Raw genomic sequence first — 25,628 nt, forward strand, 5'->3', positions numbered from 1 at the left:
TCTCCTCTTCAGGTACGTCGGGAAGGGCGGGGCGGTCGGCTGTCCTGTCCGGGAGTGCGACCGCCCCGCGAAGCGGGGGTCAGGCAGTGGTGACGATCAGTGCAGCGACCATCAGCCGCAGGTGGCGCTAGCGCTCGTTGACGTCGCGGATCTTGACGTTCTTGCCGTATCCGTCGCGGAGGCGAACGAGCGTGAAGTAGCTACCGCCGACGTCCGTGATCCGGTGCTGCTCGCCCTCGTACTCGACGTCCGTTCCGACCTGGTCGACGTTCGGGTGCTTGGGGTTCGTGATCCTCTGGCGCATGGAAGCGTCCTCTCGCATCGGGTGGGAGCTCCGGCGCGGCGGGCCGTCCTGTCCGGGAGTGCCGCCGCGTCCGGAGATGAGGGCCAACGCCGCACGTCGCGACGGGCCAAGTAACCCCGGGCGGAAGTCGATTCCGCGCCCTCACGGCTGGATACCGGGGCCGACGGTCGTCACCCGGCCGTCACGGGGACGGGGTCACGCCCCGTCGTTCTCAAAGCACTCTGTTGAGTTCTCAAGGAACGAGCGCTGCCTTCGTACTCACCCCCTCGGGCTTTCCTCCGGGCACTGCGTTGCAGTACCTGTTTTACAGGTACTGCACAGGGGTCCGTCAAGTGCATCAACGGAACCTCTTGACTTTGCGCCGGGACTTCTTGGCGCACCATCAGAATCGACCCAGGTCAGGGGACTTGGTCACCCCCTGCGTGGACACCTCAAGGACGTCTCGGTACCTTCAAGAGGTCCCGAGACGTCCCACCGGGGGTGCAGATGTCCAACGAACGTTTGCGGTCTGCTCTGTTGGCCGCCGGCATGACGATTCAGAGGCTCGCCGAAGAGATCGACGTCAACCCGAAGACGATCGAACGTTGGATCACCAAGGGAAAGGTGCCGTATCGCCGACACCAGTACGCGACGGCGACAGCGCTCAAGGTCGACGTGACGACGCTGTGGGATGACGATCGAGCCGTAGAGAGCGCGGCAGACCTGACGAAAGCCGAGATCGTCAACGTCTACCCCCACCGGCACACGGTGCCGCCGAACCTGTGGCGCGAGATTTACGCACAGGCTGAGAACAACCTCGATGTCCTCGTCTACTCGGGACTCTTCCTGTCCGAGGATCCCGTGTTCCTGGATCTCTTGAAGGAGAAGGTGAAGGGGACCACTCAAGCGCGCATCCTGCTCGGGGATCCGGACTGTGAAGCCGTCCGGCAACGCGGCATAGACGAAGGTCACCGCATCATGGACGGCAAAATCCGGAACGCGCTGGTGAACTACCGGCCGCTACTCAAGAGCCATCCGGAGATTGGCTTCCGCCTCCACGCAACGACCCTCTACAACTCGATCTACCGATCCGATGACGAGATGCTCGTGAACCCCCACGTGTACGGCATCGGCGCCTACATGGCTCCGGTCTTCCACCTGCGGCGGCTACCGGGCGGCGGCCTGTTCGACACGTATGCGAATAGCATCGAACAGACCTGGGGAAGCGCTCGCCAGGTCACGGAACAAGACATCACGGGAGCTTGATCATGGGACGCATTGACTACCTGCACGACCCTGACGCTCCGCCGGCCAACTCGGTCGTGCCGTCCGTCGTGGCGTTCGTGCAGAACGATGCGGGTCAAGTGCTCATGATCCAGCGGTCCGACAACGGACGCTGGGCACTGCCCGGCGGGGGGCACGACGTAGGCGAGTCGATCAGTGACACCGTGGTGCGCGAGGTCTGGGAAGAGACCGGCATCAAGGCGGAAGTCGTCGACATGTCCGGGATCTACACCGACCCCGGGCACGTGATGAAGTACGACGACGGCGAGGTTCGGCAGCAGTTCAGTATCTGCTTCCGGGCCCGGCCGGTCGGCGGTGAGGTGCGTACGAGCGATGAAACGACACAGGTCCGATGGGTTGCCCCATCGGACCTGTCTCAGTTGGACGTCCACCCCACCATGCGTCTCAGGATCGAGCACGCGATGGACCGGACCCGCCCGACTCCCTACATCGGCTGAGGCTTGGCGGCGGCGACCCGTTCGAGCACACGCGAGGTGCTCGCCAGGATCTCCCGTTCGGCCCGACGGATGAACGTACCGATCAGGCTGTCCGGCCCGTAGCGGCCGGTGATCTCGTTCACCCGGTCCACAGGATTCGTGGGCGTCCCGTCCGGGGTCGTGTTCATGTCGCAGTAGCACAGTGCGTCATTGAGGTGCGCGTCCTCGCGCGGGAACTCGGCCTCAAGTTCCTCGCGCAACCCTCGGGCCTCAGCTTCCATCCATGAGCAGGAGTGGTGCGCCACCAAATTCACGACCCGTGCATCGGCTCGGGCGACGTCGCGAAGGTAGCGGGCTCCGTCCAGCGGGTGAAAGCCCGTCTTGGCAAGGTCCGGCGCGTATCCGATGTCATGCAGGACCGCAGCCGCCTCCAGGAGCTCCGCGTCCACATCGAGGAACGGCGCGATGGTGCGCGCCCGCTCGGCGACTCCGAGGCAATGCTTCCAGCGACGCGGCAACCGCTCAGCCAGCAGCGACTCAGCCAGGGGGTAGGCCCACTCCGTCAGCTTCGACAAGCTACGAACGCTCCTCTCGGTTCGGCACAGCGCGGACGGTCCGCACCCTGCCCTGCCCTCCACTCGCCAGCACGCCGGCGGCCTCCAACTTGTCGAGTGCCTTGGTCACGGTTGGGCGCGAGACGCCGAACCTCTCTGCCAGAACAGACGCACTGGGGAACGCTGCCCCAGCATCCAAGCCTTCATCCGCAATGACGTCCGCAATGCGTTCCTCCAACGGGCGCCGATCGTCCCGCTCTCCCGGACGTACCACACGCCACCGCCCGCCCGGCACTGGCGCGGCCACGCCCTCTCGCTGGAGGACCTCGAACGCACGGAGAACGACCCCACGCGAAATGTTGTGGTCACTCATGAGCTCAGCAACAGATGGAAGCACCGTCATGTCCGGGTCCGCATCAACCCGCGCCTTCACTGCGTTCGCGATCTTCAGGAAGGTTCCCCGAGGACTGGCCTGCTGCGGCACCCGTCTCCCTCTCTGCTCACCTGTCGTCGCCGTCAAGGGTCGCATGTTCGCAGTCTAGGAGGCAGCGCGTGAGGCCATGCGCGATCTTCAACGCCTCGCCCTACGCAGCCCCCTCAGAGACACGGCAGAGTAGCGACAGAAGAAGCTCATTCAGTGACTTCGTCGTTGGCCACCGCAAGCACGAACGCCTGTACATCTTCGACCTGCGGAGGAATTCCACTTGAATGGCGTGCTGCCCAGACTCTGTAGTAGCGGTCGACTCGCCTCCGAAGTGTGCTCTCGTCTGGCTCCTCGGATTTGAGAACGAACGTCACCTCGCCCGGTTGACCCACCGGCTTTACGGGCCTCGCCAACGCATCGAATGCTTCATAGAAGTCACTCGCATCTTCTATTAACTCATTCACCAGGGCCAGGTCATGGATGATGCACATGCCGCCATCCTCTTCAAATAAGAGAATGGGATCCTTTGGAATCCCTGAGTTCTCAATCCACATTCGTGAATTATCCTTCATGATCCGAGATCTAGCGAGGAGTCACAGCATCGCTCGGGCTAATCTTGTTTTGTCGAAGCCACTGGCTATAACGCCAAGCGAGCGCTTCGGGATGCGGCATCTTATCAAGCTCTAGTCGGTATCTCTTGATTCCCAGCCGCTCAACATTAGGACCATCAGGCAAGGTGTGAACCTCGCGAGTCTCTGGATGGATGGCGAACAAGTGAGCGTCAAAGGCGCGGTGAAGCGCCACATTCATTGGCAAACCATTCAAGGGGTGAGAACTACCACCGTCGGCGTCACCGCGGAGATGGGCCCCGTCAATCATCTCCGGCACGTCAGTACCGGTCAGGGGGCATCTAGCGCCATAGCGTTTGATCACTTCCAGTTTGAAGCGCGGCTGATCAGGGCGAACTTTGACTGACCGGTTCTTCCGATGGCTTCGGTTGCCCTCCAACCGAAAAGGAATGTCATCCGATTGATCCTCGTCAATGATGCGGCTGGGTGGCGTTTCCTCGAAGGAAACAAGGAAGCGCTGAAACTGGTCATCCCAGCCGGCAACCCATCCAAGCCGGACTAGACGAAGGACCCCGACTTCACTCACGGCGAAAACAGGCAACTCAAGGCGGGCAGCAGCTTTGACAGCATCAACCTCAGCCTTGTCGTGCCCTTTTCGCCGGGTCACAGGGTAGTGGTAAAGGGCACTATCTTCGTTGAACTCGTCTGGGTAATCTTGACCGGTGTGCTTCAGACCCACGGCTATACCGCCGGGTCGTACCTTGCTCGTACGTGCAGTGTCTACCCACACGCCTTGCTGTCCCCCGTATGCCCCCACGTCCCTAACGGCACCAGCCGACAGAAGTCCTCTACTGTCCATGCGAGAAACAAGGTTATCCCAAACACGATTTCGCCAAATCAACTCCGCGTCTCGCGACGTTGATTCACTGCTTACTACTGTGAAGCCGAGACCCCTGAGAAGGGGGTTCGCTCCGGTTTCCCCTCCATCAAAGTCAAGATTAGTAAGCGGACCCTCACTCGGGTACTGGAAACCGTAGGCCGCCCCTACAATCGATTTAGCGTCATACAACCTTTTCTTGTGTTGCAGATAGAACTTCCTTGATGCCCCGAAATCATACTTCGCACGGAACTCCGCTCCCCCGATGTCATCGAACTCCGCGATGGCACTTCGAACCGCTGCCGAGTCCGTCAGTCTGCGCTCGCGCACACCCGCCCCTTGTCTCGCATGAGTGTTGAACCTCGCCCCCTCAAACGTCGTGTCGTCCAGTTCGGTTCCACGACCAGCGCACCGCAGGTCAGGCACCGGTCCAGCCGCACCGCCTACGGACCGTGTACCGCAGACGGCCGGCCGCGACCGTCTCAGTTCCCGTCTCGTTCGCCTCCGTCCGCGACCGTTCAGGGCCGTTCCCGCGGGCGTGCCCATCACCGTGTTCGTACTGGCGCGAACTCTGGCGAACGACGCCGGATCAAGCACTGACCAGCGCGGACAAACCTGCAAAGCGAGTTACGTGGGTTCGAATCCCGCCACGGCCTCTTTACGCATGTGATTTACCGGCAGATTGTGGTCTTCACGTAGTTCCCGTTGACGTCGAACGTTTCTCGGGTGATGCACGTCTGGCCGTTGTTGTTGCCGGTGTTGTAATTAGGGTGGTTGTTGACGCAACGGCCGGGGTGAGTATCGCACCAGTTCTGGGGCAGTTGCGCACCGGCCGCAGGGTAGGTCGCCGAGAAGGCGAGCGCCATTGCTGCGCAGAACAGGCCCCCGGATTTGGGTATTCGCCGCCACATATTCCAAGTCATGGCAACACTCTCTTTTCTGGAGAGTACTTCCGTGCGGCGCCGCAACTCCAGGCTCCTCCTGCTCTTCACGCCGCGCAACCGATGTTTCGGCTCCGGTCAGAGCACGCCGCCCGCTTCGTCCTGGAAGAGCTCGGTCCAGTAGTGCCAGTCGGCGTCGGTCGCGGTGCCGGTGGGGTCCACGGATGCCAGGGTGTGGATCATGGCCGCGGCCAGCTGGTCGTAGGCCTCGGTGGTCAGTTCGTGGTTCAGGTGGTCGTCGATGGTCCGCTCGTGGTGGAGGAGCCAGAGGGTGAAGGCGAGGGTGGAGACGTCCGTGTTCAGCGGGTACAGGGTCGCCTCGGGCTCGCTGAAGTTCAGCACCGCGCCCGTCGCGCCGTCGACCACCAGGCTGTTGTCCTCGACGAGGTGGCCGAGGCGTATGAGGCGGTCGGCGTGGGCGGGGAGGTACTCCAGGGGGTAGTCGTCGGCGCGTTCCGAGGTGAAGTACTCGGTCAGCGTGGGGAGGGAGACATCCGTGTCCAGGTGGAAGAGAACCGCGTCCTCGGGCAGACCGGTCTCGCGCAGGAAGCGGCGCGTCGGCTCGTGGGTGAGCGTGACGGGGAAGTCGACCTCTTCGAAGCGGGCCACCCGGCCCTGACCGAACTCCTGGTCCAACAGGCGGCCGGGAAGGTCTAGGGCGAGGCCGGAGTCCGTGCCGGGGCCCGCGACCAGGGCGAGGGGGCGGATCAGCGCGGCGGCCTTCCAGTACGGCGGGATCTCGCCGTCCGTGCCCTCCTCGAAGAGTGCGAGGAGGCGGCGGGACGCCTCGGTGGCCGCCTTGGTGCCGTAGCGGCCCGCGTAGGCGGCGAACTCCCCGCGCAGACCGGCCAGTTCCTCGATGACGGAGGCGAACCGCACGAGCGCCTCGAGCGAGGGCGCGAACGGGCGGCTGTCCATCGCGTCGAAGAGGTACGTGGTCGTGATCTCGCCCGTGCCGCCGTCGAGCAGGAGCGATTCCGGGTCCATGCCCGCGGGGTTGAGCAGTGCGCCTATCACCAGCCGGTCCCGCAGGCTCTCCGCCGGGCCGTCGGTCGCCTCCGCCAGCGTGCGCAGCCCGTCCGTGCGCAGCGGCTCGAACGTCAACAGGCCGCTGTCGGCGGGCAGTCCGGGGCCGGTCAGCCAGTGGCGCGTCGGCGCGTGGGTGACGTACGGACCGAGGTCGTCCTCGGTCAGGGTGATCGCCGCGACACCGGCGTCGGTCGTGCTCATCGCTCCCCCGCGATTTCAGTCGTACGCGATTTCAGTCGTACCTGGTACGTCGTCCCGTCGGAGCGGCCCGAGCAGCCGTCCCCCACTGCTCAGCACACTACGCCGCACCACTGACAACGCGCCCCGGGAAAAGGACGTCAGGCGACCCGGGCCCGTTCCGCCCCACCGAGAATCGCGTCCACCGTCTCGCTCACCGTCAGCGCGGAGGTGTCCGGCCACAGTCCGACCGGCGGCGTTCTGGGCCACGGTCGACTTCTCCGAGGCCGTCACCCCGGTGACGACCACGACCCGTGCATCAGGTGAGGTAGACCCCGCCCAGCACCACCACGACCGCCGCCACCACGAACAGCAGGATCCACAGCAGCAACTTGCCGACCGCGGGCGGTGGTTCGTAGCGCGGCTGCTCCTGGGGCTCCTGATCGCTCACTGGGCGGTCACCACCGCGGCCTGGGGGCGGATCGGGAGGCGGTTGACCGGGCGGCCGGTCGCCGCGCGGACGGCGGAGGCGATGGCCGCCGGGGAGGTGACCACCGGTACCGCGCTGGCGGCCTTGGCGCCGAAGGGGGCGATCACGTCGCGTTCCTCGACCAGTTTGACGATCTGGATGTCGGGCGCGTCCAGGGCCGTGGGCAGCGCGTACCCGGTGAGGTCGGGGTGGCGGATCAGGCCGCGCGGGGTGCGCAGGTTCTCGGTGAGCGCGATGCCGACGCCCTGGGTGACGCCGGCCTCGATGCGGGCGTTGAGCTGCGCCGGGTTGAGCACGCGGCCCACGTCCTGGGCGACGGCCAGCTCCACGACCCGTACCGAGCCGAGTTCGATGTCGACGTCCACCACCGCGCGGATCGCGCAGAAGGCCAGGCCCACGAAGGCGTCGCCCTGGCCGGCGGCGTCCAGCGGTTCGGTGGGGTGCGGGCGGCACTGGGCCGTCGCCCAGAGTTCCTTGCCGTCCAGCGCCTCGGTGACGGTGGTGGACAGCACACCGTCGTACGAGGTGATCTTGCCGTCGGTGATCTGGAGCAGCTCGGTGGACATGCCGAACTTGTGTGCCAGGGGTTGCAGCAGTTGGGTGCGGACCATCTTCGCCGCCCGTTCCACCGCGCCGCCGGACACCCAGGTGTGCCGTCCGTGGCAGCTCGGGCCGGCCGGGGGCTGGTCGGTGTCGACGGGTGCCACGTGCACCTCGTCGATGCCGAGGGTGTCCTGGACGATCTGCCGGGCCAGGGTCGTGAAGCCCTGCCCCGTCTCCACGGCCGCGCACAGGACCGTGGCGATGCCGTCGTGGACCTTCACCGTCGCTGTGGAGACCTCGTCGGCGCCCTCCGCGCCGAGCATGTGCACCATGCCCAGGCCGTAGCCGACGCCCCGGCGCACCGCGCCCGGTTCGCCCGCGCCCTCGGGGCCGCCGGGCAGCAGCCACTCGTCCTCGGGCGTGTCCTTGGGCAGCGCGGGGAGCGGGAAGTCGCGTACCGCCTGGAGGAGTTCGGCGACGGGGGCCGGGCAGGTCACCGTCTGGCCGATCGGGAGGACGTCACCGGTCGCGAGCGCGTTGCGCAGGCGCAGTTCCGCCGGGTCCAGGGCGAGCTTCTTGGCGAGCTTGTCCATCTGCGCCTCGTAGGCGGCGCACACCTGCATGGCTCCCTCGCCGCGCACGTGGCCGGAGGGCGGGTTGTTGGTGCGGACGGCCCAGCCCTCGATGAAGGCGTTCGGAACGACGTACGGGCCGCAGGCGAAGGAGACCGCGGCGGCCAGGGAATCGGCGGAGGTGTCGGCGTACGCGCCCGCGTCGAGGAGGATCTGCGCCTCGACCTTGACCAGCTGGCCCTCGGCGTCGGCATGGTGCCGGTACCGGAGCAGGGTGGGGTGGCGGTGGGTGTGGCCGAGGAAGGACTCCTCGCGGGTCGCCGTCAGCTTCACCGGGCAGCCGGTCTTGAGGGCGAGCAGGCCGAGCGGGAGCTGGAAGCCCTGGTCCTCGCGGTCCGCGGTGGCGCCGGGGACGCCGGTGACGACGATCTTCACCCGCTCGGCGCTCAGTCCGAAGACGGCGGCGGCCGTGTTGCGGTCGGTGTGCGGGTCGGTGGAGGCGAGGTACAGCTCCACTCCGCCGTCGGGGCGGGGCACGGCGAGGCCGGCCTCCGCGCCGATGGGGGCGGGGTCCGCGCGGCCGATGCGGTACAGGCCCTCGACGACGATCTCGCCCTGCGCGTCCGGGTCGCCGTGCCGCAGGGGGATGTGTCTGATCAGGTTGCCGTCGGGGTGCAGCGGTTCGGCTTCGAAGGCGTGCTCCGGGTCGGTCACCGGGTCGAGCACCTCGTACTCGACGATGACGGCCGCCGCGGCCATCCGCGCGGTGTCCGGGTGGTCGGCGGCGACGGCGGCGATGGGCTCGCCGTGGTGGCGTACGACCTCGGAGGCGAACACCGGGCGGTCGGGGGTGCCCCGGCCGTGGCGCGGGGTGCCGGGGACGTCCTCGTGGGTGACGACGGCCCGTACGCCGGGCATCTCGCGCGCGTGGGAGGTGTCGATCGACACGATGCGCGCGTGCGCGTGCGGGGAGCGCAGTACGGCCGCCCAGAGCAGGCCCTCGGCCCACAGGTCGGCCGCGTACGGGAAGGTGCCCTCGGTCTTGGCGCGGGCGTCTGCGGCGGGCAGGGAGGTGCCCAGGCCGTGCGGCAGCGCTTCGTCGGCGGGGGCGGGCTCCGCGGCGGTGGTCGCGGTGGCGGCTTCGTTGCTCACGCCTGGCCTCCGTCCTGGCCGTAGTGCTGGTCGTGCGGTACGGGACCGCCGAAGACCCCTCCGGCACCACCGAAGGTCCCCGGTGAGTCGAAGGCCGACGCGTTGACGCCGCCGGCTCCCGGGCCCGCCTGGTGCGGAATGCGTACGCCGTCCGCGTCCGTGTCGGTCTCGGCGGCGGCCTGCGCCTCGCGTTCGGCGACGACCTCCTGGACGGCGTCCAGGACACCCCGGTAGCCGGAGCAGCGGCACAGGTTGCCGCACAGCGCCTGGCGGGCCTCCAGGTCGGTCGGGGCCGGGTTGCCCTCCAGCAGGTCGTGCACGGTCATCGCCATGCCGGGGACGCAGAAACCGCACTGCACCGCACCGCAGTTGGCGAGGGCCTGCTGCACGTCGGAGGGCCGGCCGTCGGCCGCGAGTCCCTCGACGGTGCGCACCTCGCTGCCGGCGGCGGTGACGGCGGGCACCAGGCAGGAGGCGACGAGCCGTCCGTCGACCTGGACGTTGCAGGCCCCGCACTCGCCCTGCGAGCAGCCGTCCTTGGCCCCGGCGAGCCCGAGCCGCTCGCGCAGCACGTACAGCAGCGACTCGCCGATCCAGGCGTCGGTGACGGGGCGGTCGGCGCCGTTGACGCGCAGGACGTAGGAGGCGAGGGGGTGTTCGTCGTGCGAGGGGGGCGGGGGCGGCTCCTCGGCTTCCCGCGCCGCGTCCTCGTCCGCCTGCGCGGCGTCGGGCGGGGGCGCGGTGTCGTCGCCCGTGGCGGCCTCGTCCGCGGCCTTGGGCCCGGACTCGGTGTCCGCGTCCGTCTCGGGGGCCGCTGGGGGCTCAGCGAGCCTCTCAGGGGCCTCTGCGGTCTCCTGTGCCGCCGGAGGTGCCTCGACGCGCTCGGCGTACTCAGCGGTTTCGGCGGCTTCGGTCTCCGGTGCCTGTCCGGCCGGCGTCTGCCCGGCCGGTGGCCCTGCGTACGGCGTGCCGGGCCGGTAGCCCTCGTGGGCGGGGTGACCGGCCGGCTGTTCGCCGTCCGGCTCCTGCTGCCGCCCCCAGGGCTGACCCGTCGTCTCCGTCGCCCAGGGGGCGGGGGCGCCGCCCGGGAGGGTGGCCGGCGCGTTGCCGCTCCACTGCTCGACCAGGGAGGACGTGGTGAACTCGCCCGATTCGTCCGGAAGGTCGCCCCCTGCGACGGGGATGGACCACTCCCCGGTCACATCGTGCCCGGGGGCCGACCCGGCGGGCGCGGGCCCGTCGAAGGTCCACTGCTGCGTGGTGGGGGGGTTGTACGTGAACCGGTCGTCCGCCCCGGTGTTCCCGCCCTGCGGTACGGCGTTCGGGTCGGGCCACCGGCCGCCGGCGTCCGGCACCGCCCAGGTGCCGCCGGCCGCCGGGTCGGCGCCGGGGTCCACACCGGGGGCCACCGTTATCCGCGGCGGCACATAGCCGTGACCGGGCGCGGCCAGGAGGGCGTCGATGCCGCCCTCGGGGAGCTTCACGAAGGCGGTGGCCCCGTCGTCGTAGTCGCCCTGGGGCAGCGGGTCCCAGCGCCCAGCGCCCTGGGACGTGCCCTCTCCGTGCTGGTCGTCGGTCACGACAGCGCCCTCCCCAGTGCTCGTCGGGCCAGCGCGGCGACAGTGCGCCGCAGGTGCAGTACGGCGGGCGGAAGCTGCGGTACGGAGCCGTCCTGTTCCGGTGCCGGATCCGGGATGCAGGCCGCGGCGACGTACTCGCCGAAGGCGTTCAGCGCCTCCGGGACGATCGCGCGGTCGTTGTCCCAGTCGATCAGCCGGGCGACCCACTGCTCGGCCTCCAGGGGGCGCAGCGGCATCGGCGCTATGGCGCCCACCGCACAGCGCACTCCGCGCCGGGCCGGGTCGAGGACCAGCGCCACGGAGGCGAGCGCGCGGCCGGGGCCGGTCCGCCCGGTGGCCTTCAGGAAGACCTGCGGGGCGTGCAGCAGCGGCACGCGCACGTAGCCGACGAGTTCACCGCCGCGGAGCATGTCAACCCCGGCCAGCAGGTGCGACACCGGGATCTCCCGGCGGGCCCCGCCCTGGCTCGCGATGATCAGCGTCGCCTCCAGGGCCGCCAGGACCGGCAGCGCGTCACCGGTGGGCGCGGCCGAGGCGATGTTGCCGCCCAGGGTGCCCGCGTTGCGGATGTGCGGCGGCCCCGCGGCGCGCGCGGCGGCGGCGAGCGCCGGGATCAGGGCCGCGAAGTCGGGGCGGCCCATGCGCGCGTGGGTGAGGCCCGCGCCGAGCAGCGCGTGGCCGTCCAGGTACTGCCAGCCGCGGATCTCACTGATCCGGCCGAGCCCCACCAGGGCGGCGGGCCTGAGCTGTCCTGAGTTGACGGCGGCCATCAGATCGGTACCGCCCGCCACCGGCACGGCCGTGGGCATGGCGGTGAGCGCCGCCACGGCCTCGTCCAGTGTCGTGGGCAGCGTGACGGCCTGCGCCGCCTGCGGTGCGTGCGTGGTCAAACCGGCTGCCCCTTCCCGCTGCCCCACCTGGTCCCACCTGTGTTGCCGTACGGTACGTGCTGACAGGGCGGACGTGGCAACTCTGGCACATCTTCGCAGGGCCGTAACGCGGGGGTCCGCTAGGAGGCATTGAGGGTTTTTCCGCCACCTTCACCCACTTGTCCATTTTCGTCTACCCGTTCGGGGGAGGGCCCTCGATCGGGCGGCCGAGCACGCCGGGCCGCCGCTGCCACGGCCGGGGCCCGGTCGGTGGCCGGTAGCCGACGCCCAGGGCGTCGAGCCTGCGGTAGTGGGCGGCCATCCGGTGCTCGAAGCCGGCGAAGTCCCGTTCCGCCGGGGCGGGCAGGGCGCTCCAGGCCACCTCGGCGAAGGCGGCGAGCCGCGGGAAGGCCTGGTAGTCCACGCGCGCGGAGTCCTCCATCACCTCCGTCCACACGTTGGCCTGGGTGCCCAGCACCCGGCGCGCCTCCTCCTCGGTGAGCTGCGGTGGAACCGGTTCAAAGCGGTAGACGTCCTCCAGGGTGCGCACGAAGCCGATCGGTACGGGTTCGTCGGCGCCGGCGTCCTGCCGGTGGTCCAGGTACACGTGCTGCTCGGGGCACATCACGACGTCGTGGCCGGCCCGTGCCGCCGCGATCCCGCCGCCGTACCCGCGCCAGGACGAGACGGCGGCGCCGTCGGCGAGCCCGCCCTCCAGGATCTCGTCCCAGCCGATGAGCCTGCGGCCGCGCGCGGAAAGCCATTTCGCGAAGTGGCCGATGAACCAGGACTGGAGTTCGTCCTCGTCGGCGAGACCGAGTTCCTTGATGCGGGCCTGGGCGGTCGCCGATCGCCGCCACTGCTCCTTGGGGCATTCGTCGCCGCCGATGTGGATGAACTCCGAGGGGAAGAGCGCGAGTACCTCCTCGAACACCGCCTCGTAGAAGCGGAGGGTGTTGTCAGTGGGGGCGAGTACGTTGGGGTTGATTCCCCAGGTGTCCCAGACGGAAAGGGCGGTGGTGTCGATGACGTCGGTGTTGCCGAGCTCGGGATACGCGGCGATGGCGGCCTGCGAGTGGCCCGGTACGTCGATTTCCGGGACCACGGTGATATGCCGTTCGGCGGCGTAGGCGACGATCTCCCGGATGTCGTCCTGGGTGTAGTGCCCGCCGTGCGGCTTCTCGTCCCACAGCGGTGAGGCCCGATGGCCGAATTTCGACCGCGCCCGCCAGGATCCGGTCTCGGTCAGTCCCGGATACCGCTCGATCTCGATGCGCCAGCCCTGGTCGTCCGTCAGATGGAGGTGGAGGATGTTGAGTTTGTGTGCGGCCAGGAGATCCAGATAGCGCAGCACGCCGTCCTTGGGCATGAAGTGCCGTGCGACGTCGAGCAGGAGGCCGCGCCAGCGGAAGCGTGGTGAGTCCTCGATGATCTGGTGCGGGATCACATGGACGGCCCCCGGGCGCACGGCGGCGCGCCGGAAGGCGTCGGGGCCGAGCAGTTGACGCAGGGTCTGGGCGCCCCAGAAGACCCCGGCCGCGTCGCCGCCGCGGATCTCGACCCCCCAACCGGTGACGGCGCTGAGCCGGTACGCCTCCGGCTCCAGCGTGTCGTCCAGGTACAGGCGCACGGAATCGCGCGCGTCCTCCGGTCCCGGCGGCAGGGGCAGGCCGAGGGCGGCGCCGAGCGTGGCGCGCAGCCAGCGCTCGGTGGTGCCGGCACCCGGGCCGGCCCACAGGGTGGTGTCCCGGTCGAGCGTGACGGCGCAGCGCATCGGGCCGTCGATGGTGCGCGGTGCCGGAATCAGTTCGCTCACGTCAGCCCTCGTCCCCCAGAGTCGCCGGACAGTCGCCGGAACGGGCGTTGCAACATGCGCAACGACCGTTTCACACATCACAACACCAGGAAGGCTAGGGGCGCGCCGACACGCCGACAAGAGGTCTCGACCACTTCCCCGGGCGGGCGCACGAAAGCCCCCGGGGCGTGCCACACACACCCCGGGGGCCTCGTCGGCGGCTAGCTGCCGCTACTTGTCCTTGCCACCCTCGTCGCCGCCGCTGCCCATGGACTCGTAGATCTCCTTGCACATCGGGCACACGGGGTACTTCTTCGGGTCGCGGCCCGGCACCCACACCTTGCCGCACAGCGCCACGACGGGGGTGCCGTCGAGGGCGCTCGCCATGATCTTGTCCTTCTGGACGTAGTGGGCGAAGCGCTCATGGTCGCCGTCACCGTGGGACACCTGCGGTGTCGGCTCGACGAGGGTCCCCGTACCAGTCCCGCGCTCGGGCTCGAGAGTGCTCATACGCCCCAGGGTACTGAAGCTCACACGCATCAGTTGAGCGTAGGGTCGTCCGGATAGGTGGCCACCATCGCGAGCTCGCTGCGCTGGCGGCGCAGCACCTCGCGCCAGAGTCTTTCCGGGGACGGGGACGAGACGTCGCCGGGCTCGGACTCGACGACGTACCAGGCGCCCTCCACCAGCTCGTCCTCCAGCTGGCCGGGGCCCCAGCCGGCGTATCCGGCGAAGATCCGCAGGGAGCCGAGGGCCGAGGCGAGCAGTTCCGGCGGGGCCTCCAGGTCGACGAGCCCGATCGCGCCGTGCACCCGGCGCCAGCCGAGCGGGGCACGGTCGCCGTTGCTGCCGCCGGGGATGACCGCGACGCCGAGCGCCGAGTCCAGTGACACCGGGCCGCCCTGGAAGACCACGCCGGGCTCGCCCGTGAGATCGGCCCAGCCCTCCAGGATGTCCCCCACGTCCACCGGGGTGGGGCGGTTGAGGACGACGCCGAGCGAGCCCTCCTCGTCGTGGTCGAGAAGGAGCACCACCGCACGGTCGAAGTTCGGGTCCGCCAGGGCGGGCGTTGCCACGAGCAGCCGCCCTGTGAGCGAGGACACCTCGGTCATGCCAGACATGATCCCGCATCTTCCCTTCGCATGGGGAGCCAATCGGTGCCCGGGAGTGAATGCAGCTCAGGGCGCAAGGATGCGCGGCCGAGCGCACGGCCCGGGTGGTGACGGGACGTGGCCGACGGGGAACGGTTCGTGTTGTGACACAGCTATGACCTAGCTGGGCGGTCCTTGGGCTTACGGGAGGGGGGTAATCGGCGATTACCCTGTCTCTCCGGCCCCTGCGCAAAGTGATCGGCCGGCCCCTGCCCGACTCATCGGAACGCGAGATACATGACCGTCAACGACGATGTCCTGCTTGTCCACGGCGGCACCCCGCTGGAGGGCGAGATCCGTGTCCGCGGCGCGAAGAACCTCGTGCCCAAGGCCATGGTCGCCGCCCTGCTGGGCAGTGCGCCGAGCCGACTGCGCAACGTTCCGGACATCCGTGACGTGCGCGTCGTACGCGGCCTGCTCCAGCTGCACGGGGTGACGGTCCGTCCGGGTGAGGAGCCCGGCGAGCTGGTCCTCGATCCGACGTACGTGGAGAGCGCGAACGTCGCTGACATCGATGCCCACGCCGGTTCGAGCCGCATCCCGATCCTGTTCTGCGGCCCCCTCCTGCACCGTCTCGGCCATGCCTTCATCCCGGGCCTGGGCGGCTGCGACATCGGCGGCCGGCCCATCGACTTCCACTTCGACGTGCTGCGGCAGTTCGGCGCGACGATCGAGAAGCGGGCGGACGGGCAGTACCTGGAGGCTCCGCAGCGGCTGCGCGGTACGAAGATCCGGCTGCCGTATCCGTCCGTCGGCGCGACCGAGCAGGTGCTGCTGACGGCCGTACTCGCCGAGGGTGTCACCGAGTTGTCCAACGCGGCCGTCGAGCCGGAGATCGAGGACCTCATCTGCGTGCTGCAGAAGATGGGCGCGATCATCGCGATGGACACCGACCGCACGATCCGCATCACCGGTGTGGACAAGCTGGGCGGTTACACCCACCGTGCCCTCTCGGACCGCCTGGAGGCCGCGTCCTGGGCGTCGGCGGCGCTGGCCACCGAAGGCAACATCTATGTCCGCGGCGCGCAGCAGCGCTCGATGATGACCTTCCTCAACACCTACCGCAAGGTGGGCGGCGCGTTCGAGATAGACGACGAGGGCATCCGCTTCTGGCACCCCGGCGGCCAGTTGAAGTCCATCGCGCTGGAGACGGACGTGCACCCCGGCTTCCAGACGGACTGGCAGCAGCCGCTGGTCGTCGCCCTCACGCAGGCGACCGGCCTGTCGATCATCCACGAGACGGTCTACGAGTCCCGTCTGGGCTTCACCTCCGCGCTGAACCAGATGGGTGCCCACATCCAGCTCTACCGCGAGTGCCTGGGCGGCTCCGACTGCCGCTTCGGCCAGCGCAACTTCCTGCACTCCGCGGTGGTGTCGGGCCCCACCAAGCTCCAGGGCGCCGACCTGGTCATCCCGGACCTGCGCGGCGGCTTCTCCTACCTGATCGCGGCGCTGGCCGCCCAGGGCACGTCCCGCGTCCACGGCATCGAGCTGATCAACCGCGGCTACGAGAACTTCATGGAGAAACTCGTGGAACTGGGCGCCAAGGTCGAACTCCCGGGCAAGGCCCTCGGCTGACCCCACCCCCCCGGCCTGCCCCGAGCAGCCCACTCCCGGCCGGGGGTCCGGGGGTCGCCCCCCGGGCAGACACAGCATGGAGAAACTCGTGGAACTGGGCGCCAAGGTCGAACTCCCGGGCAAGGCCCTCGGCTGACCCCACCCCCCGGCCTGCCCCGAGCAGCCCACTCCCGGCCGGGGGTCCGGGGTCGTCCCCCGGCAAGGCTCTGGCTGAACCGGCCGACCGCATCCCCAGCCACGGGCAGCCCGGGCCGACACGCCGTGGAGAAGCTCGGCCGCCACAGCGCGAAAGCAGAACTCCACGGCGACCCCTCGACTGAACCACGTCAGCCACCCCGCAGCCGGCCCCGGCCCGAGGGTCCGGGGGTCGTCCCCCGGGCAAAGCTCTCGGCTGAGGCCCCCAGCCATGGGCAGCCACCCCAGTGGGGGCCAGGGCCGCCCCCGGGTAAACGCGCGGAGCAGCCCGCGCCCCGGTTCAAGGCAGCCGGCGGGGCCGCGGGCACGAATGGGGCGGCACCCGGAGTCCGGGTGCCGCCCCATTGGCGTTCTACAGGCCGTACACCGTCCCGTGGCATACGGACGGCGAGGTCACTGGCCCTTGGCCGCTTCCTTGAGCTTGCTGCCCGCGGAGACCTTCACGCTGTAGCCGGCCGGGATGTTGATGGGCTCACCGGTCTGCGGGTTACGAGCGGTACGAGCGGCACGGTGGGTGCGCTCGAAGGTCAGGAAGCCAGGGATGGTGACCTTCTCGTCGCCCTTGGCGACGATCTCGCCGACGGTCTCGGCGAACGCGGCCAGCACGGCGTCGGCGTCCTTGCGGGTCACCTCGGCACGGTCGGCCAGCGCGGCCACCAGCTCACTGCGGTTCATGTTGTTACTCCCGTGTTCTTCTTGCCGTTGAGGCGTGCCACGCGGCAGAGCCGCATGTCGGGCACGGCCATGCCGATGCTGCCAGGGTCCTCGGAGAGTCCCCGGACCCGGGTCCGTCGTCAGACCCTCGCGCCCAGGGACGCATCCTGCCCCTACCTGCGGCGGGAAAGCCAATCCGGCACCCGTAGGAGTCGTGAGAACACCCTAGGGAGTCACACGAAAAGAGTGCCCGAACGTGGCCGACACCCTAGACGGCGGCTCCGCGCGCCGGGTTCCACGACGCGCCGGTACGACGCCCCGCCGTGGGGATGCTCACAAGGCTATGCACATCACCCACGGCCACGCATACCCGCCCTACGGCCACACAGGCCCCAGGACTGGCCAGGACTGGCCCGGGACTGCCCGGGGAGTGCCCCAGGAACGCCCTAGGACGCCGCGCCCACCGCCTTGGCCGCCTCCCGCACCGCGCCGGCCACGGCACCCGCGACCTTGTCGTTGAACACGCTCGGGATGATGTAGTTCGGGTTCAGCTCGTCCTCGGTCACCACGTCGGCCAGCGCCTGCGCGGCGGCGAGCATCATGTCGGTGTTGACGGTGCGGGACTGCGCGTCCAGCAGACCGCGGAAGACACCCGGGAAGACCAGCACGTTGTTGATCTGGTTGGGGAAGTCCGAGCGGCCGGTGGCCACAACCGCCGCCGTCTGGCGGGCGATTGCCGGGTCGACCTCGGGGTCCGGGTTCGCGAGCGCGAACACGATCGCACCCTCGGCCATGGCGGCCACGTCGTCCCCGTCGAGGACGTTCGGGGCGGAGACGCCGATGAAGACGTCGGCGCCGTGCACGGCCTCCTTCAGGGTGCCCGTGAGGTTCTCGGGGTTGGTGTTGTCGGCGATCCAGCGCAGCGCCGAGCCCACCGGGGCGTCCACCAGGTCCTCGCGGCCGGCATGCACGACACCCTGGATGTCGGCGACGACGGCGTTCTTCACACCGGCGGCGATCAGCAGCTTGAGGATGGCCGTACCGGCCGCGCCGGCACCGGACATCACGACGCGGATGTTCTCAATCGCCTTGCCGGTGCAGCGAAGCGCGTTCTTCAGGGCGGCGAGGACGACGATCGCCGTACCGTGCTGGTCGTCGTGGAAGACGGGGATGTCGAGGGCCTCGCGCAGCCGCGCCTCGATCTCGAAGCAGCGGGGCGCGGAGATGTCCTCGAGGTTGATGCCGGCGAACCCGGGGGCGATCGCCTTGACGATCTCGACGATCGCGTCGGAGTCCTGGGTGTCCAGGCAGATCGGCCAGGCGTCGATGCCGGCGAAGCGCTTGAAGAGGGCCGCCTTGCCCTCCATGACGGGCAGCGCGGCCTTCGGGCCGATGTTGCCGAGGCCCAGCACGGCGGAGCCGTCCGTCACGACCGCAACGGAGTTGCGCTTGATGGTGAGGCGGCGGGCGTCCTCGGGGTTCTCGGCGATCGCCATGCACACGCGGGCCACGCCGGGCGTGTAGACCATGGAGAGGTCGTCACGGTTGCGGATGGGGTGCTTCGACGCCATCTCGATCTTGCCGCCGAGGTGCATGAGGAAGGTACGGTCCGAGACCTTGCCCAGCGTGACGCCCTCGATGCCGCGGAGTTCCTCGACGATCTCGTCGGCGTGCGCGGTCGACGAGGCCGCGATGGTGACGTCGATACGGAGCTTCTCGTGGCCGGACGCGGTGACGTCGAGGCCGGTCACCGAGCCTCCGGAGGACTCCACGGCGGTGGTGAGCTGCGAGACCGCGGTCCCGCTCGCCGGCACCTCCAGCCGGACCGTCATCGAGTAGGAGACGCTGGGCGCCGTTGCCATGGCCGACTTCCTCTGCTTTCACCGTGTCTCTGGGTAATGCCGTCCGATCGTCGCACCTACCGTCGAGTAGGCGTTAGCCAGGCAGCATTGAGAACGTTTTGTTCACAACAAAGTCCACGACAAAAGAGGCCCACGTCACATCGGACGTGGGCCTCTCGAACGCAGTGAGGTGACACCGACCCGCCATGCTCGCCTCGCGGCAAGTGGTCGCTCGCAGCGACTATGGTTGGGCCCGGGGGCTTGGATCGGGCCGGTGCCACACCCAGGCTAACAAACGGATCCCGTAAGGCCATTCCCGTACGAGCGCTTCACAGGAAACCGGGACACAGGCTCCAGTGGGACACCAGCGCTCAGTCCCGGAGCAGATCCGGCACCCCGGTCGCGTCCGGCTGGTCCCGTTCCCCGGAGACCACCGTCAACTGCTGGGTGGCCCGGGTCAGCGCGACGTACAGCACCCGCAGCCCGGCCGGCGACTCGTCGGCGATCTCCGCGGGCGAGACGACCACCGTGGCGTCGTACTCCAGGCCCTTGGCCTCCAGGCTGCCCAGCGCCACCACCCGGTCGCCGAGCCCGGCCAGCCAGCGGGCGGCCTCCGCGCGCCGCTGCATGGCGACGACCACGCCGACCGTGCCGTCCACCAGGCCCAGCAGCCGTTCGGCCTCCGCGCGCACGGTCTTCTCCAGTGAGCCGCGGGTGCCTGACGGCATCGCTTCGTCGACGACGCTGAAGCGGGGCTCGACCCCGGTGGACCGTACGGCCGACGGGGACTCGGAGCCGGGCATGGCGAGGGCGAGGACCTTCGCGGCCAGTTCGGCGATCTCCGCCGGGTTGCGGTAGTTCACGGTCAGCTGGAAGCGGCGGCGCGGGCGGGTGCCCAGGGCCTCGTCTCGGGCCTCGGCCGCCTCGTCCGGGTCGGACCAGGAGGACTGGGCGGGGTCGCCGACGACCGTCCAGGTGGCGTGCCGGCCCCGGCGGCCGACCATGCGCCACTGCATCGGCGTGAGGTCCTGCGCCTCGTCGACGATGACGTGCGCGTACTCGGTGCGTTCCTGCGCCAGCCGCTCGGCCCGCTCGCGCTGGGACTCCTCGCGGACCGGCATCAGCTCCTCCAGGCCGGTGAGCTGGTCCAGCGGGTCCAGGTCGCGTCTCTTCTTCGGGCGGGCGGGTGCGCCGAGGACGGCCTGGAGTTCGTCGAGCATCGCGATGTCGTGCACGGACAGACCGTCCCGCTTGAGGGAACGGGCCACCTTGCGGACCTCGCCGGGGTTCAGGATCCGCCGGGCCCAGCGGCCGAGCCGCCGCTCGTCCGCCATGGCCGCGAGGACCGCCTTCGGGGTCAGCTCGGGCCACCACGCGTCGAGGAATGCGAGGAAGCTGTCCTCCGTGCTGACGTCCTCGTCGAACGAGGACCGCAGCTCGGCGGCCAGTTCGGGGTCCGTGTGCCGGGTGCCCGCCCCGGACTGGGACCACAGGGCGTCCAGCAGCAGCTTGCGGGCGCGGGGGCGGAGCAGGTTGACGGGCGCGGTGCCGCCCAGGGCCGTACGGCGGATCCGCTCCAGCGCGCCCGCCTCCAGCTCCAGCCGCCGCCCGAAGGCGACCACGCGGAGCCGGTCGGGCGGACCGGCGGGGGTGTCCTCTTCCCCGAAGGCGAGCTGCCCCTGAGCGGCGGCGGGGCTCGCGCCGCCCGAGCCGCCGGCCGGTCCCATTTCCAGCGCCCCCCGGGCCGCCTTCCGGAGCACCTTCAGCATCCGGTACGAGCCCTTGGCGCGGGCCACGGACGGGGAGTCGTACAGGGTGGCCTCGGCGCCCTCGACCAGCGAGCCGATCGCGCGGATGGCGACCTGTCCCTCCTCGCCGAGCGAGGGCAGCACGCCCTCGGTGTACGCCACGAGCAGCGGGGTCGGCGAGACGATCAGGATGCCGCCCGCGTACCGGCGCCGGTCCTGGTAGAGGAGGTACGCGGCCCGGTGCAGGGCCACGGCCGTCTTGCCCGTGCCCGGCCCGCCCTCGACGTACGTCACGGAGGCGGCGGGGGCGCGGATCACCAGGTCCTGCTCGGCCTGGATGGAGGCGACGATGTCCCGCATGGTGTGCGTACGGGCCTGGCCGAGGGCGGCCATCAGGGCGCCGTCGCCGATCACCGGCAGCTCGCCGCCGTCCAGGCGGGCCTTCAGCTCGGGGCGCATCAGGTCGTCCTCGACGCCGAGGACCCGGCGTCCCTTGGAGCGGATGACGCGCCGGCGGACGACCCGGCCGGGGTCGACAGGGGTGGAGCGGTAGAAGGGGGCCGCGGCGGGCGCCCGCCAGTCGATCACCAGGGGGGCGTAGTCCTGGTCGAGGACGCCGATGCGGCCGATGTGCAGGGTCTCGGCGATGTCGGCCGTACCGTCGTCCCGGACGGCTCCCTCGGCGGGCTCGACCGCGGTGTACGCGCCGTCGGGGCCCTTCTTGCCGTCCTTGCCGAGCAGCAGGTCGATCCGGCCGAACAGGAAGTCCTCGAACTCGTTGTTCAGCCGGTTCAGGTGGACGCCCGCCCGGAAGACCTGCGCGTCGCGCTCGGCGAGCGCGCCGGGGGTGCCGACCTGGCCGCGCTTGGCCGCGTCGTTCATGAGGAACTCGGCCTCGTGGATCTTCTCCTCGAGGCGCCGGTACACCCGGTCCAGGTGTTCCTGTTCCACGCTGATCTCTCGGTCGCGCAGGGTGTCCTGCGACGGGTCCTGAACCGAGCCGACCGCGGTTTCCTGCTGAGCCTGAGCGGCCACCGGGCCCCCTTCTGACGTGCTGCGCAGCCGTCAACCGTACGCGAAGAGGACCCCTCGACGCGAGGGGCCCGCCCGGCCGGCCGCCCCGGAAACACCCGGGCCCGGCACGCACACCCGCGACAACCCCGCGGATCCGCACACCGGGCCCCGATCACCCGCGCCGGACGCAAGCCGTCCGGACAGGCCTACGCGTCGACCTGCACCAGCTTCTTGCCGTCGAAGGTCATGATCTCGAAGTGATCGATCTCGTTCACCTTGAAGGCGGCGCCGCCCTGGGCGTAGAGCGGCTGCTTGGCCATCTCCGTCTTGGCGTTCGGGATGCCGTAGCCCTCGTTCGGGACCGACCAGGAGGTCATCGTCTCGCGCTCACCGTTCTTGCCGACGGCGATGAGCGAGCACTTCAGCGGGCCCTTGACGTTGCTGATCTGGACGACGCCCGCGGTGCCCCAGGGCTTCTCCTTCATCGCCACGGTCGCGGTCACCTTGGTGCTCGCGTCCGTCGCCGTGACCCTGTCGGACATCGTGTTGAACGTGTCCTTGGCGGTGGCCGACAGCGTCGTGGCCTTCTGGCCCGAGTCGCCGCCGCCGTTCACCGCCATCACGGCCACCGGGCCGGTGATGATCAGCGCGGCAGCCGCGGCCAGCATGAAGAAGCTCTTGCGGCGCTTCTGGGCATGGCGCTCGGCGACCTCGTCGACGAGCTTGTCCATCATCCGCACGGTGGGCTTGGCGGCCAGGGCTTCGCCGATCGCCGGTGTCCCGGCGCCGGTGCCCGGCAGGTCCGCGAGGGCGGCCAGCATCGGCTCCATCCCGGCGAGCTCGTCGAGCTGCTGGGCGCACCACTCGCAGGTCGCGAGATGTGCTTCGAAAGCGGTTGCTTCCGCGTCGTCGAGGATGCCGAGGGCATAGGCGCCGACGGTTTCGTGCTCGTTGGGCACCGGACCCTGCCTGGGGCTCATGGGTCCAGACATACCCGGACCTCCCGCTCCGAATCCCCCGTAGACACTCATCACGCCGTCACCCCCCGCTCCTCAAGTGCGAGCTTCATCGACCGCAGGGCATAGAACACCCGAGAGCGGACGGTTCCGCTGGGTATACCCAGCGTCTCGGCCGCCTCGTTGACGGTACGCCCCTTGAAGTACGTCTCGACGAGGACCTCCCGGTGGGCAGGGGTCAGGTCGTCGAGCGCGTCCGAAAGCGTCATCAGCCACAGCGCCTTGTCGATCTCGTCCTCCGCGGGGATGACCTCCAGCGGCGACGGATCAACCTCCTGCGGCCGGGCCTGCCGGCTGCGGTGGCCGTCGATGACGATGCGACGTGCGACCGTCACCAGCCAGGGGCGTACCGATCCGGTCGCTCGATTGAGCTGACCGGCGTTCTTCCAGGCACGGATGAGCGTCTCTTGCACGACGTCCTCGGCGCGTTGCCGATCACCGGCGACCAGCCGAAGGACATACGCAAGGAGTGGTCCGGCGTGCTCACGGTACAGAGCACGCATCAGCTCCTCATCTGGCTCCGAGGGCTGGGACATGCGATGTCGGGCCCTCGATCCACGTTCATTGGCCACGGCCGCATCCTTGCGCACGCCCACCTCCGGTGTCCGGGGGTTCCCCCAGTCGGTCGCTCGCCCACAGGTACGGAAGTGATCCGCGGCGTGTTCAAACCCGAGTGAGAAATTTCTCGGGGATGACGTGACGAGGGGGACATGCGGGCACATTCCCACCGCATGATCTTTACATTTCCGGCACATCGCCGAGGGGAACGGGGGACAGCGGGAGGTGCCCGCGCCACGCCGGAGGCAAACGCGGTGTTGTCGAAATCACTTCGACGCCAGACCGGTGCTTAACGTACAGAAAAGACCTAGCGGACACTCAGGCTCGCGCGAGTGCCGCCCGCCGACGGTGTCTCGCGACCCGTTCCCGGTTCCCGCAGACCTCGCTCGAACACCACCGCCGGCGCCGCCCGCGGGACGTGTCCACGTACATGATGGGGCAGTTGTCCCCCTCGCACTCCCGCACGGCCGCCCATGCGACCGGATCGGTCAGCAGCTCCACGGCGTCCCGGGCGACGGCCGCGAGCAGCGCCGCGCAGCACGGCGGGCCGTCCAACTCCCGTACGAGTGCGCCGCTCTCGGCGAGCATCGCGCGCGGGGCCGGGGGCGCGGGCCGGGCGAACTCGTTGAGGCGGGCGAGGGCGAGGTCGTAGGGCCGGCTGCCGGGGCCGCGGTTGGGTCCGGGGCCGGGTGTCGAGGAGTTGGTGCCGGGCCCGGGCGTTCGGGAGTTGGCGCCGGCCCGCATCAATAGCTCCACGCACCCCCGCAGTTCACGGAAGTCCGCGAGCCAGGAGCCGTCGGCGTGCGCCAGCGGGGTGCCGGGGGGTACGAGTCCCGAGCCGGTGATCCAGGCGCGCAACGGCTCGACGGAGCAGAGCCGTTCGCCGGGGTGGGTGGTGGAGAGGAGATCCAGGCAGATCCGCCCCGCGTCGAACCGCAGCTCGTACCGGTCCGTGGCCGTACCCAGTGCCATGTGCCTGTCACCGCCTTGGGCTGGGGAACCGTTCCCTCTCCCACAGTGCCTGCCCGCGCTCGGTGCCGGAACCCCTCGTACCGGCGGAGGACACGCCGGCCGTCCCGTTTTACCGTCCCCCCACGGGTGCCCGTCAGGCGTCGGCGTACTTCGCGTCGGCCGCCGGATCGAGGGCGAGCCGGTAGCCCCGCTTCACCACGGTCTGGATCAGCTTCGGCGCCCCGAGTGCCGTACGCAGCCGGGCCATCGCCGTCTCCACGGCGTGCTCGTCCCGCCCGGCCCCCGGCAGGGCCCGCAGCAGCTCCGCCCGGGCCACCACCCAGCCCGGCCGCCGCGACAGCGCCCGCAGCAGGGACATCCCGGCCGGCGGTACGGGCTTCAGGTCGCCGTCCACCAGCACCGCGTGCCCCCGGATCTCCACCCGGTGCCCGGCGATCGGCAACGCGCGCGCCCGTCCCGGAAGTTCCTGGCAGAGCAGCTGGACGAGCGGCCCGAGCCGGAACCGCTCCGGCTGGACCGTTTCGACGCCGCGCGCCTGGAGCGGCAGCGCGGTGACCGGCCCGACGCAGGCCGGCAGCACATCGCCGCCGAGGGCGGCGAGCAGCTCGTCCAGCAGCCCCCGCTCCTCGGCCCGGTTCAGCAGCGACGCGGCGGCGGGCGCGCTGGTGAAGGTCAGCGCGTCCAGCCCGCGCGAGACGGCGGCGTCCAGCAGCCGGTCGAGCGGAGAGAGGTCCTCCGGCGGCATCCACCGGTACACCGGCACGAGCACCACCTCGGCTCCCCCCTCCCGCAGCGCCTCCACGAAGCCGGGCAGCGGCTCACCATGCAGCTGTACGGCGATCCGGCGCCCGTCGACACCCTCCTCCAGCAGCCGGTCCAGCACCTCGGCCATGGACTCGCTCGACGGCGACCACTCCTCGGTGAGCCCGGCGGCCCGTATCGCGCCCTTGACCTTGGGCCCGCGCGCCAGCAGCTCCACGCCGCGCAGCCGCCCGAGCAGCTGCTCGCCGAGCCCCCACCCGTCGGCGGCCTCGACCCATCCCCGGAAACCGATCGCGGTGGTGGCGACCACCACGTCCGGCACCTGGTCGATGATCTCCTTGGTGGCGGCGAGCAGTTCACCGTCGTCGGCGAGCGGCACGATGCGCAGGGCAGGCGCGTGCAGCACGACCGCCCCGCGCCGCTGGAGCAGCGCCCCGAGCTCGTCGGCCCGGCGCGCGGCGGTCACGCCCACGGTGAACCCGGCGAGGGGCCCGTACCGGCCGTGGTCCGGTCGCTGCGTTTCGTCGTACATGGCTCTCCTAGCTGACCAGCATGCCGAACGA

At 69.8% G+C, this 25,628-nt stretch carries 24 protein-coding genes; 3 read left to right on the forward strand and 21 right to left on the reverse strand.

Annotated elements, in window-relative coordinates; genetic code table 11:
* Positions 1-127: 127 nt before the first annotated feature.
* Entirely contained in the window at positions 128-304 is a 177-nt protein-coding gene (locus ACH45E_RS29240) for a hypothetical protein (RefSeq protein WP_361452933.1), read from the reverse strand.
* 486 nt (positions 305-790) lie between these two features.
* On the opposite strand from ACH45E_RS29240, the gene ACH45E_RS29245 reads away from it, so the two are divergent.
* Both ACH45E_RS29245 and ACH45E_RS29250 read left to right on the forward strand, forming a co-directional pair.
* Entirely contained in the window at positions 791-1,549 is a 759-nt protein-coding gene (locus ACH45E_RS29245) for a helix-turn-helix transcriptional regulator (RefSeq protein WP_361452930.1), read from the forward strand.
* A 2-nt stretch (positions 1,550-1,551) separates the two neighbouring features.
* Entirely contained in the window at positions 1,552-2,025 is a 474-nt protein-coding gene (locus tag ACH45E_RS29250; RefSeq protein WP_361452927.1) for an NUDIX domain-containing protein, read from the forward strand.
* Here the strand turns inward: ACH45E_RS29250 and ACH45E_RS29255 are convergent.
* The 13 genes from ACH45E_RS29255 to ACH45E_RS29315 all read right to left on the reverse strand — a co-directional run bounded on the left by ACH45E_RS29255 (position 2,013) and on the right by ACH45E_RS29315 (position 14,688).
* Entirely contained in the window at positions 2,013-2,579 is a 567-nt protein-coding gene (locus tag ACH45E_RS29255; RefSeq protein WP_361452924.1) for an HD domain-containing protein, read from the reverse strand. The genes ACH45E_RS29250 and ACH45E_RS29255 overlap by 13 nt on opposite strands.
* 1 nt (position 2,580) lies before the next feature.
* Positions 2,581-3,087, reverse strand: coding sequence for a GntR family transcriptional regulator (locus tag ACH45E_RS29260; RefSeq protein ID WP_399041763.1), 507 nt, complete (start codon positions 3,085-3,087; stop codon positions 2,581-2,583).
* A 101-nt stretch (positions 3,088-3,188) separates the two neighbouring features.
* Positions 3,189-3,536: a hypothetical protein gene (locus ACH45E_RS29265; protein ID WP_361452921.1), complete on the reverse strand. Its 348-nt coding sequence runs from the start codon at positions 3,534-3,536 to the stop codon at positions 3,189-3,191.
* A gap of 28 nt (positions 3,537-3,564) precedes the next feature.
* The gene (locus ACH45E_RS29270) at positions 3,565-4,290 is read right to left on the reverse strand and encodes an HNH endonuclease (RefSeq protein WP_361452918.1); all 726 of its coding nucleotides are present in this window, start codon (positions 4,288-4,290) and stop codon (positions 3,565-3,567) included.
* An 809-nt stretch (positions 4,291-5,099) separates the two neighbouring features.
* A complete protein-coding gene (locus ACH45E_RS29275) occupies positions 5,100-5,351 on the reverse strand; it encodes a hypothetical protein (protein ID WP_361452915.1) in 252 nt (83 codons plus the stop codon).
* Between the two features lie 96 nt (positions 5,352-5,447).
* Positions 5,448-6,599 carry an SUKH-4 family immunity protein gene (locus ACH45E_RS29280; protein WP_361452912.1) on the reverse strand — a complete coding sequence of 384 codons (1,152 nt, stop codon included), beginning with the start codon at positions 6,597-6,599 and terminating at the stop codon, positions 5,448-5,450.
* Positions 6,600-6,894: 295 nt separating this feature from the next.
* On the reverse strand, positions 6,895-7,026 hold the full coding sequence (locus ACH45E_RS29285) for a hypothetical protein (protein ID WP_361452909.1): 132 nt from the start codon (positions 7,024-7,026) through the stop codon (positions 6,895-6,897).
* On the reverse strand, positions 7,023-9,332 hold the full coding sequence (locus ACH45E_RS29290; RefSeq protein ID WP_361452906.1) for a molybdopterin cofactor-binding domain-containing protein: 2,310 nt from the start codon (positions 9,330-9,332) through the stop codon (positions 7,023-7,025). Before ACH45E_RS29290 ends, ACH45E_RS29285 begins: the two co-directional genes overlap by 4 nt.
* Positions 9,329-10,912 carry a 2Fe-2S iron-sulfur cluster-binding protein gene (locus tag ACH45E_RS29295; RefSeq protein ID WP_361452903.1) on the reverse strand — a complete coding sequence of 528 codons (1,584 nt, stop codon included), beginning with the start codon at positions 10,910-10,912 and terminating at the stop codon, positions 9,329-9,331. The genes ACH45E_RS29290 and ACH45E_RS29295 overlap by 4 nt, the downstream gene beginning before the upstream one ends.
* Positions 10,909-11,802, reverse strand: a complete 894-nt coding sequence (locus ACH45E_RS29300; RefSeq protein WP_361452900.1) for an FAD binding domain-containing protein — start codon at positions 11,800-11,802, stop codon at positions 10,909-10,911. The genes ACH45E_RS29295 and ACH45E_RS29300 overlap by 4 nt, the downstream gene beginning before the upstream one ends.
* 172 nt (positions 11,803-11,974) lie before the next feature.
* A complete protein-coding gene (locus tag ACH45E_RS29305; RefSeq protein WP_361452897.1) occupies positions 11,975-13,597 on the reverse strand; it encodes a beta-N-acetylhexosaminidase in 1,623 nt (540 codons plus the stop codon).
* A gap of 210 nt (positions 13,598-13,807) precedes the next feature.
* A complete protein-coding gene (locus ACH45E_RS29310; RefSeq protein ID WP_361452894.1) occupies positions 13,808-14,086 on the reverse strand; it encodes a DUF3039 domain-containing protein in 279 nt (92 codons plus the stop codon).
* A gap of 29 nt (positions 14,087-14,115) precedes the next feature.
* Complete coding sequence (locus tag ACH45E_RS29315; RefSeq protein WP_361452891.1) at positions 14,116-14,688, reverse strand: YqgE/AlgH family protein; 573 nt, start codon at positions 14,686-14,688, stop codon at positions 14,116-14,118.
* A 276-nt stretch (positions 14,689-14,964) separates the two neighbouring features.
* Here ACH45E_RS29315 and murA point away from each other — a divergent pair, with 276 nt between their 5' ends.
* Entirely contained in the window at positions 14,965-16,305 is a 1,341-nt protein-coding gene (murA, locus tag ACH45E_RS29320) for a UDP-N-acetylglucosamine 1-carboxyvinyltransferase (RefSeq protein WP_361452888.1), read from the forward strand.
* Positions 16,306-16,893: 588 nt separating this feature from the next.
* On the opposite strand, the gene ACH45E_RS29325 is transcribed toward murA, so the two are convergent.
* From ACH45E_RS29325 to ACH45E_RS29355, 7 genes are all read right to left on the reverse strand, one after another.
* A complete protein-coding gene (locus tag ACH45E_RS29325; protein WP_361452885.1) occupies positions 16,894-17,175 on the reverse strand; it encodes an HU family DNA-binding protein in 282 nt (93 codons plus the stop codon).
* A gap of 425 nt (positions 17,176-17,600) precedes the next feature.
* The gene (locus ACH45E_RS29330; RefSeq protein ID WP_361452882.1) at positions 17,601-19,016 is read right to left on the reverse strand and encodes an NAD-dependent malic enzyme; all 1,416 of its coding nucleotides are present in this window, start codon (positions 19,014-19,016) and stop codon (positions 17,601-17,603) included.
* Between the two features lie 350 nt (positions 19,017-19,366).
* The gene (locus tag ACH45E_RS29335) at positions 19,367-21,778 is read right to left on the reverse strand and encodes a UvrD-helicase domain-containing protein (RefSeq protein WP_361452879.1); all 2,412 of its coding nucleotides are present in this window, start codon (positions 21,776-21,778) and stop codon (positions 19,367-19,369) included.
* 185 nt (positions 21,779-21,963) lie between these two features.
* Positions 21,964-22,737, reverse strand: coding sequence for a zf-HC2 domain-containing protein (locus tag ACH45E_RS29340; RefSeq protein ID WP_361452876.1), 774 nt, complete (start codon positions 22,735-22,737; stop codon positions 21,964-21,966).
* A 50-nt stretch (positions 22,738-22,787) separates the two neighbouring features.
* Positions 22,788-23,309, reverse strand: a complete 522-nt coding sequence (locus ACH45E_RS29345; RefSeq protein ID WP_010039908.1) for a sigma-70 family RNA polymerase sigma factor — start codon at positions 23,307-23,309, stop codon at positions 22,788-22,790.
* Between the two features lie 340 nt (positions 23,310-23,649).
* Entirely contained in the window at positions 23,650-24,303 is a 654-nt protein-coding gene (locus tag ACH45E_RS29350; RefSeq protein ID WP_361452874.1) for a CGNR zinc finger domain-containing protein, read from the reverse strand.
* A gap of 133 nt (positions 24,304-24,436) precedes the next feature.
* Positions 24,437-25,597 (reverse strand): uroporphyrinogen-III synthase, encoded by a 1,161-nt coding sequence (locus tag ACH45E_RS29355; protein ID WP_361452871.1) that lies wholly within the window; start codon positions 25,595-25,597, stop codon positions 24,437-24,439.
* Between the last annotated feature and the right edge of the window lie 31 nt (positions 25,598-25,628).

Source organism: Streptomyces sp. NPDC020299 (assembly GCF_044387825.1).
Taxonomy (GTDB): domain Bacteria; phylum Actinomycetota; class Actinomycetes; order Streptomycetales; family Streptomycetaceae; genus Streptomyces.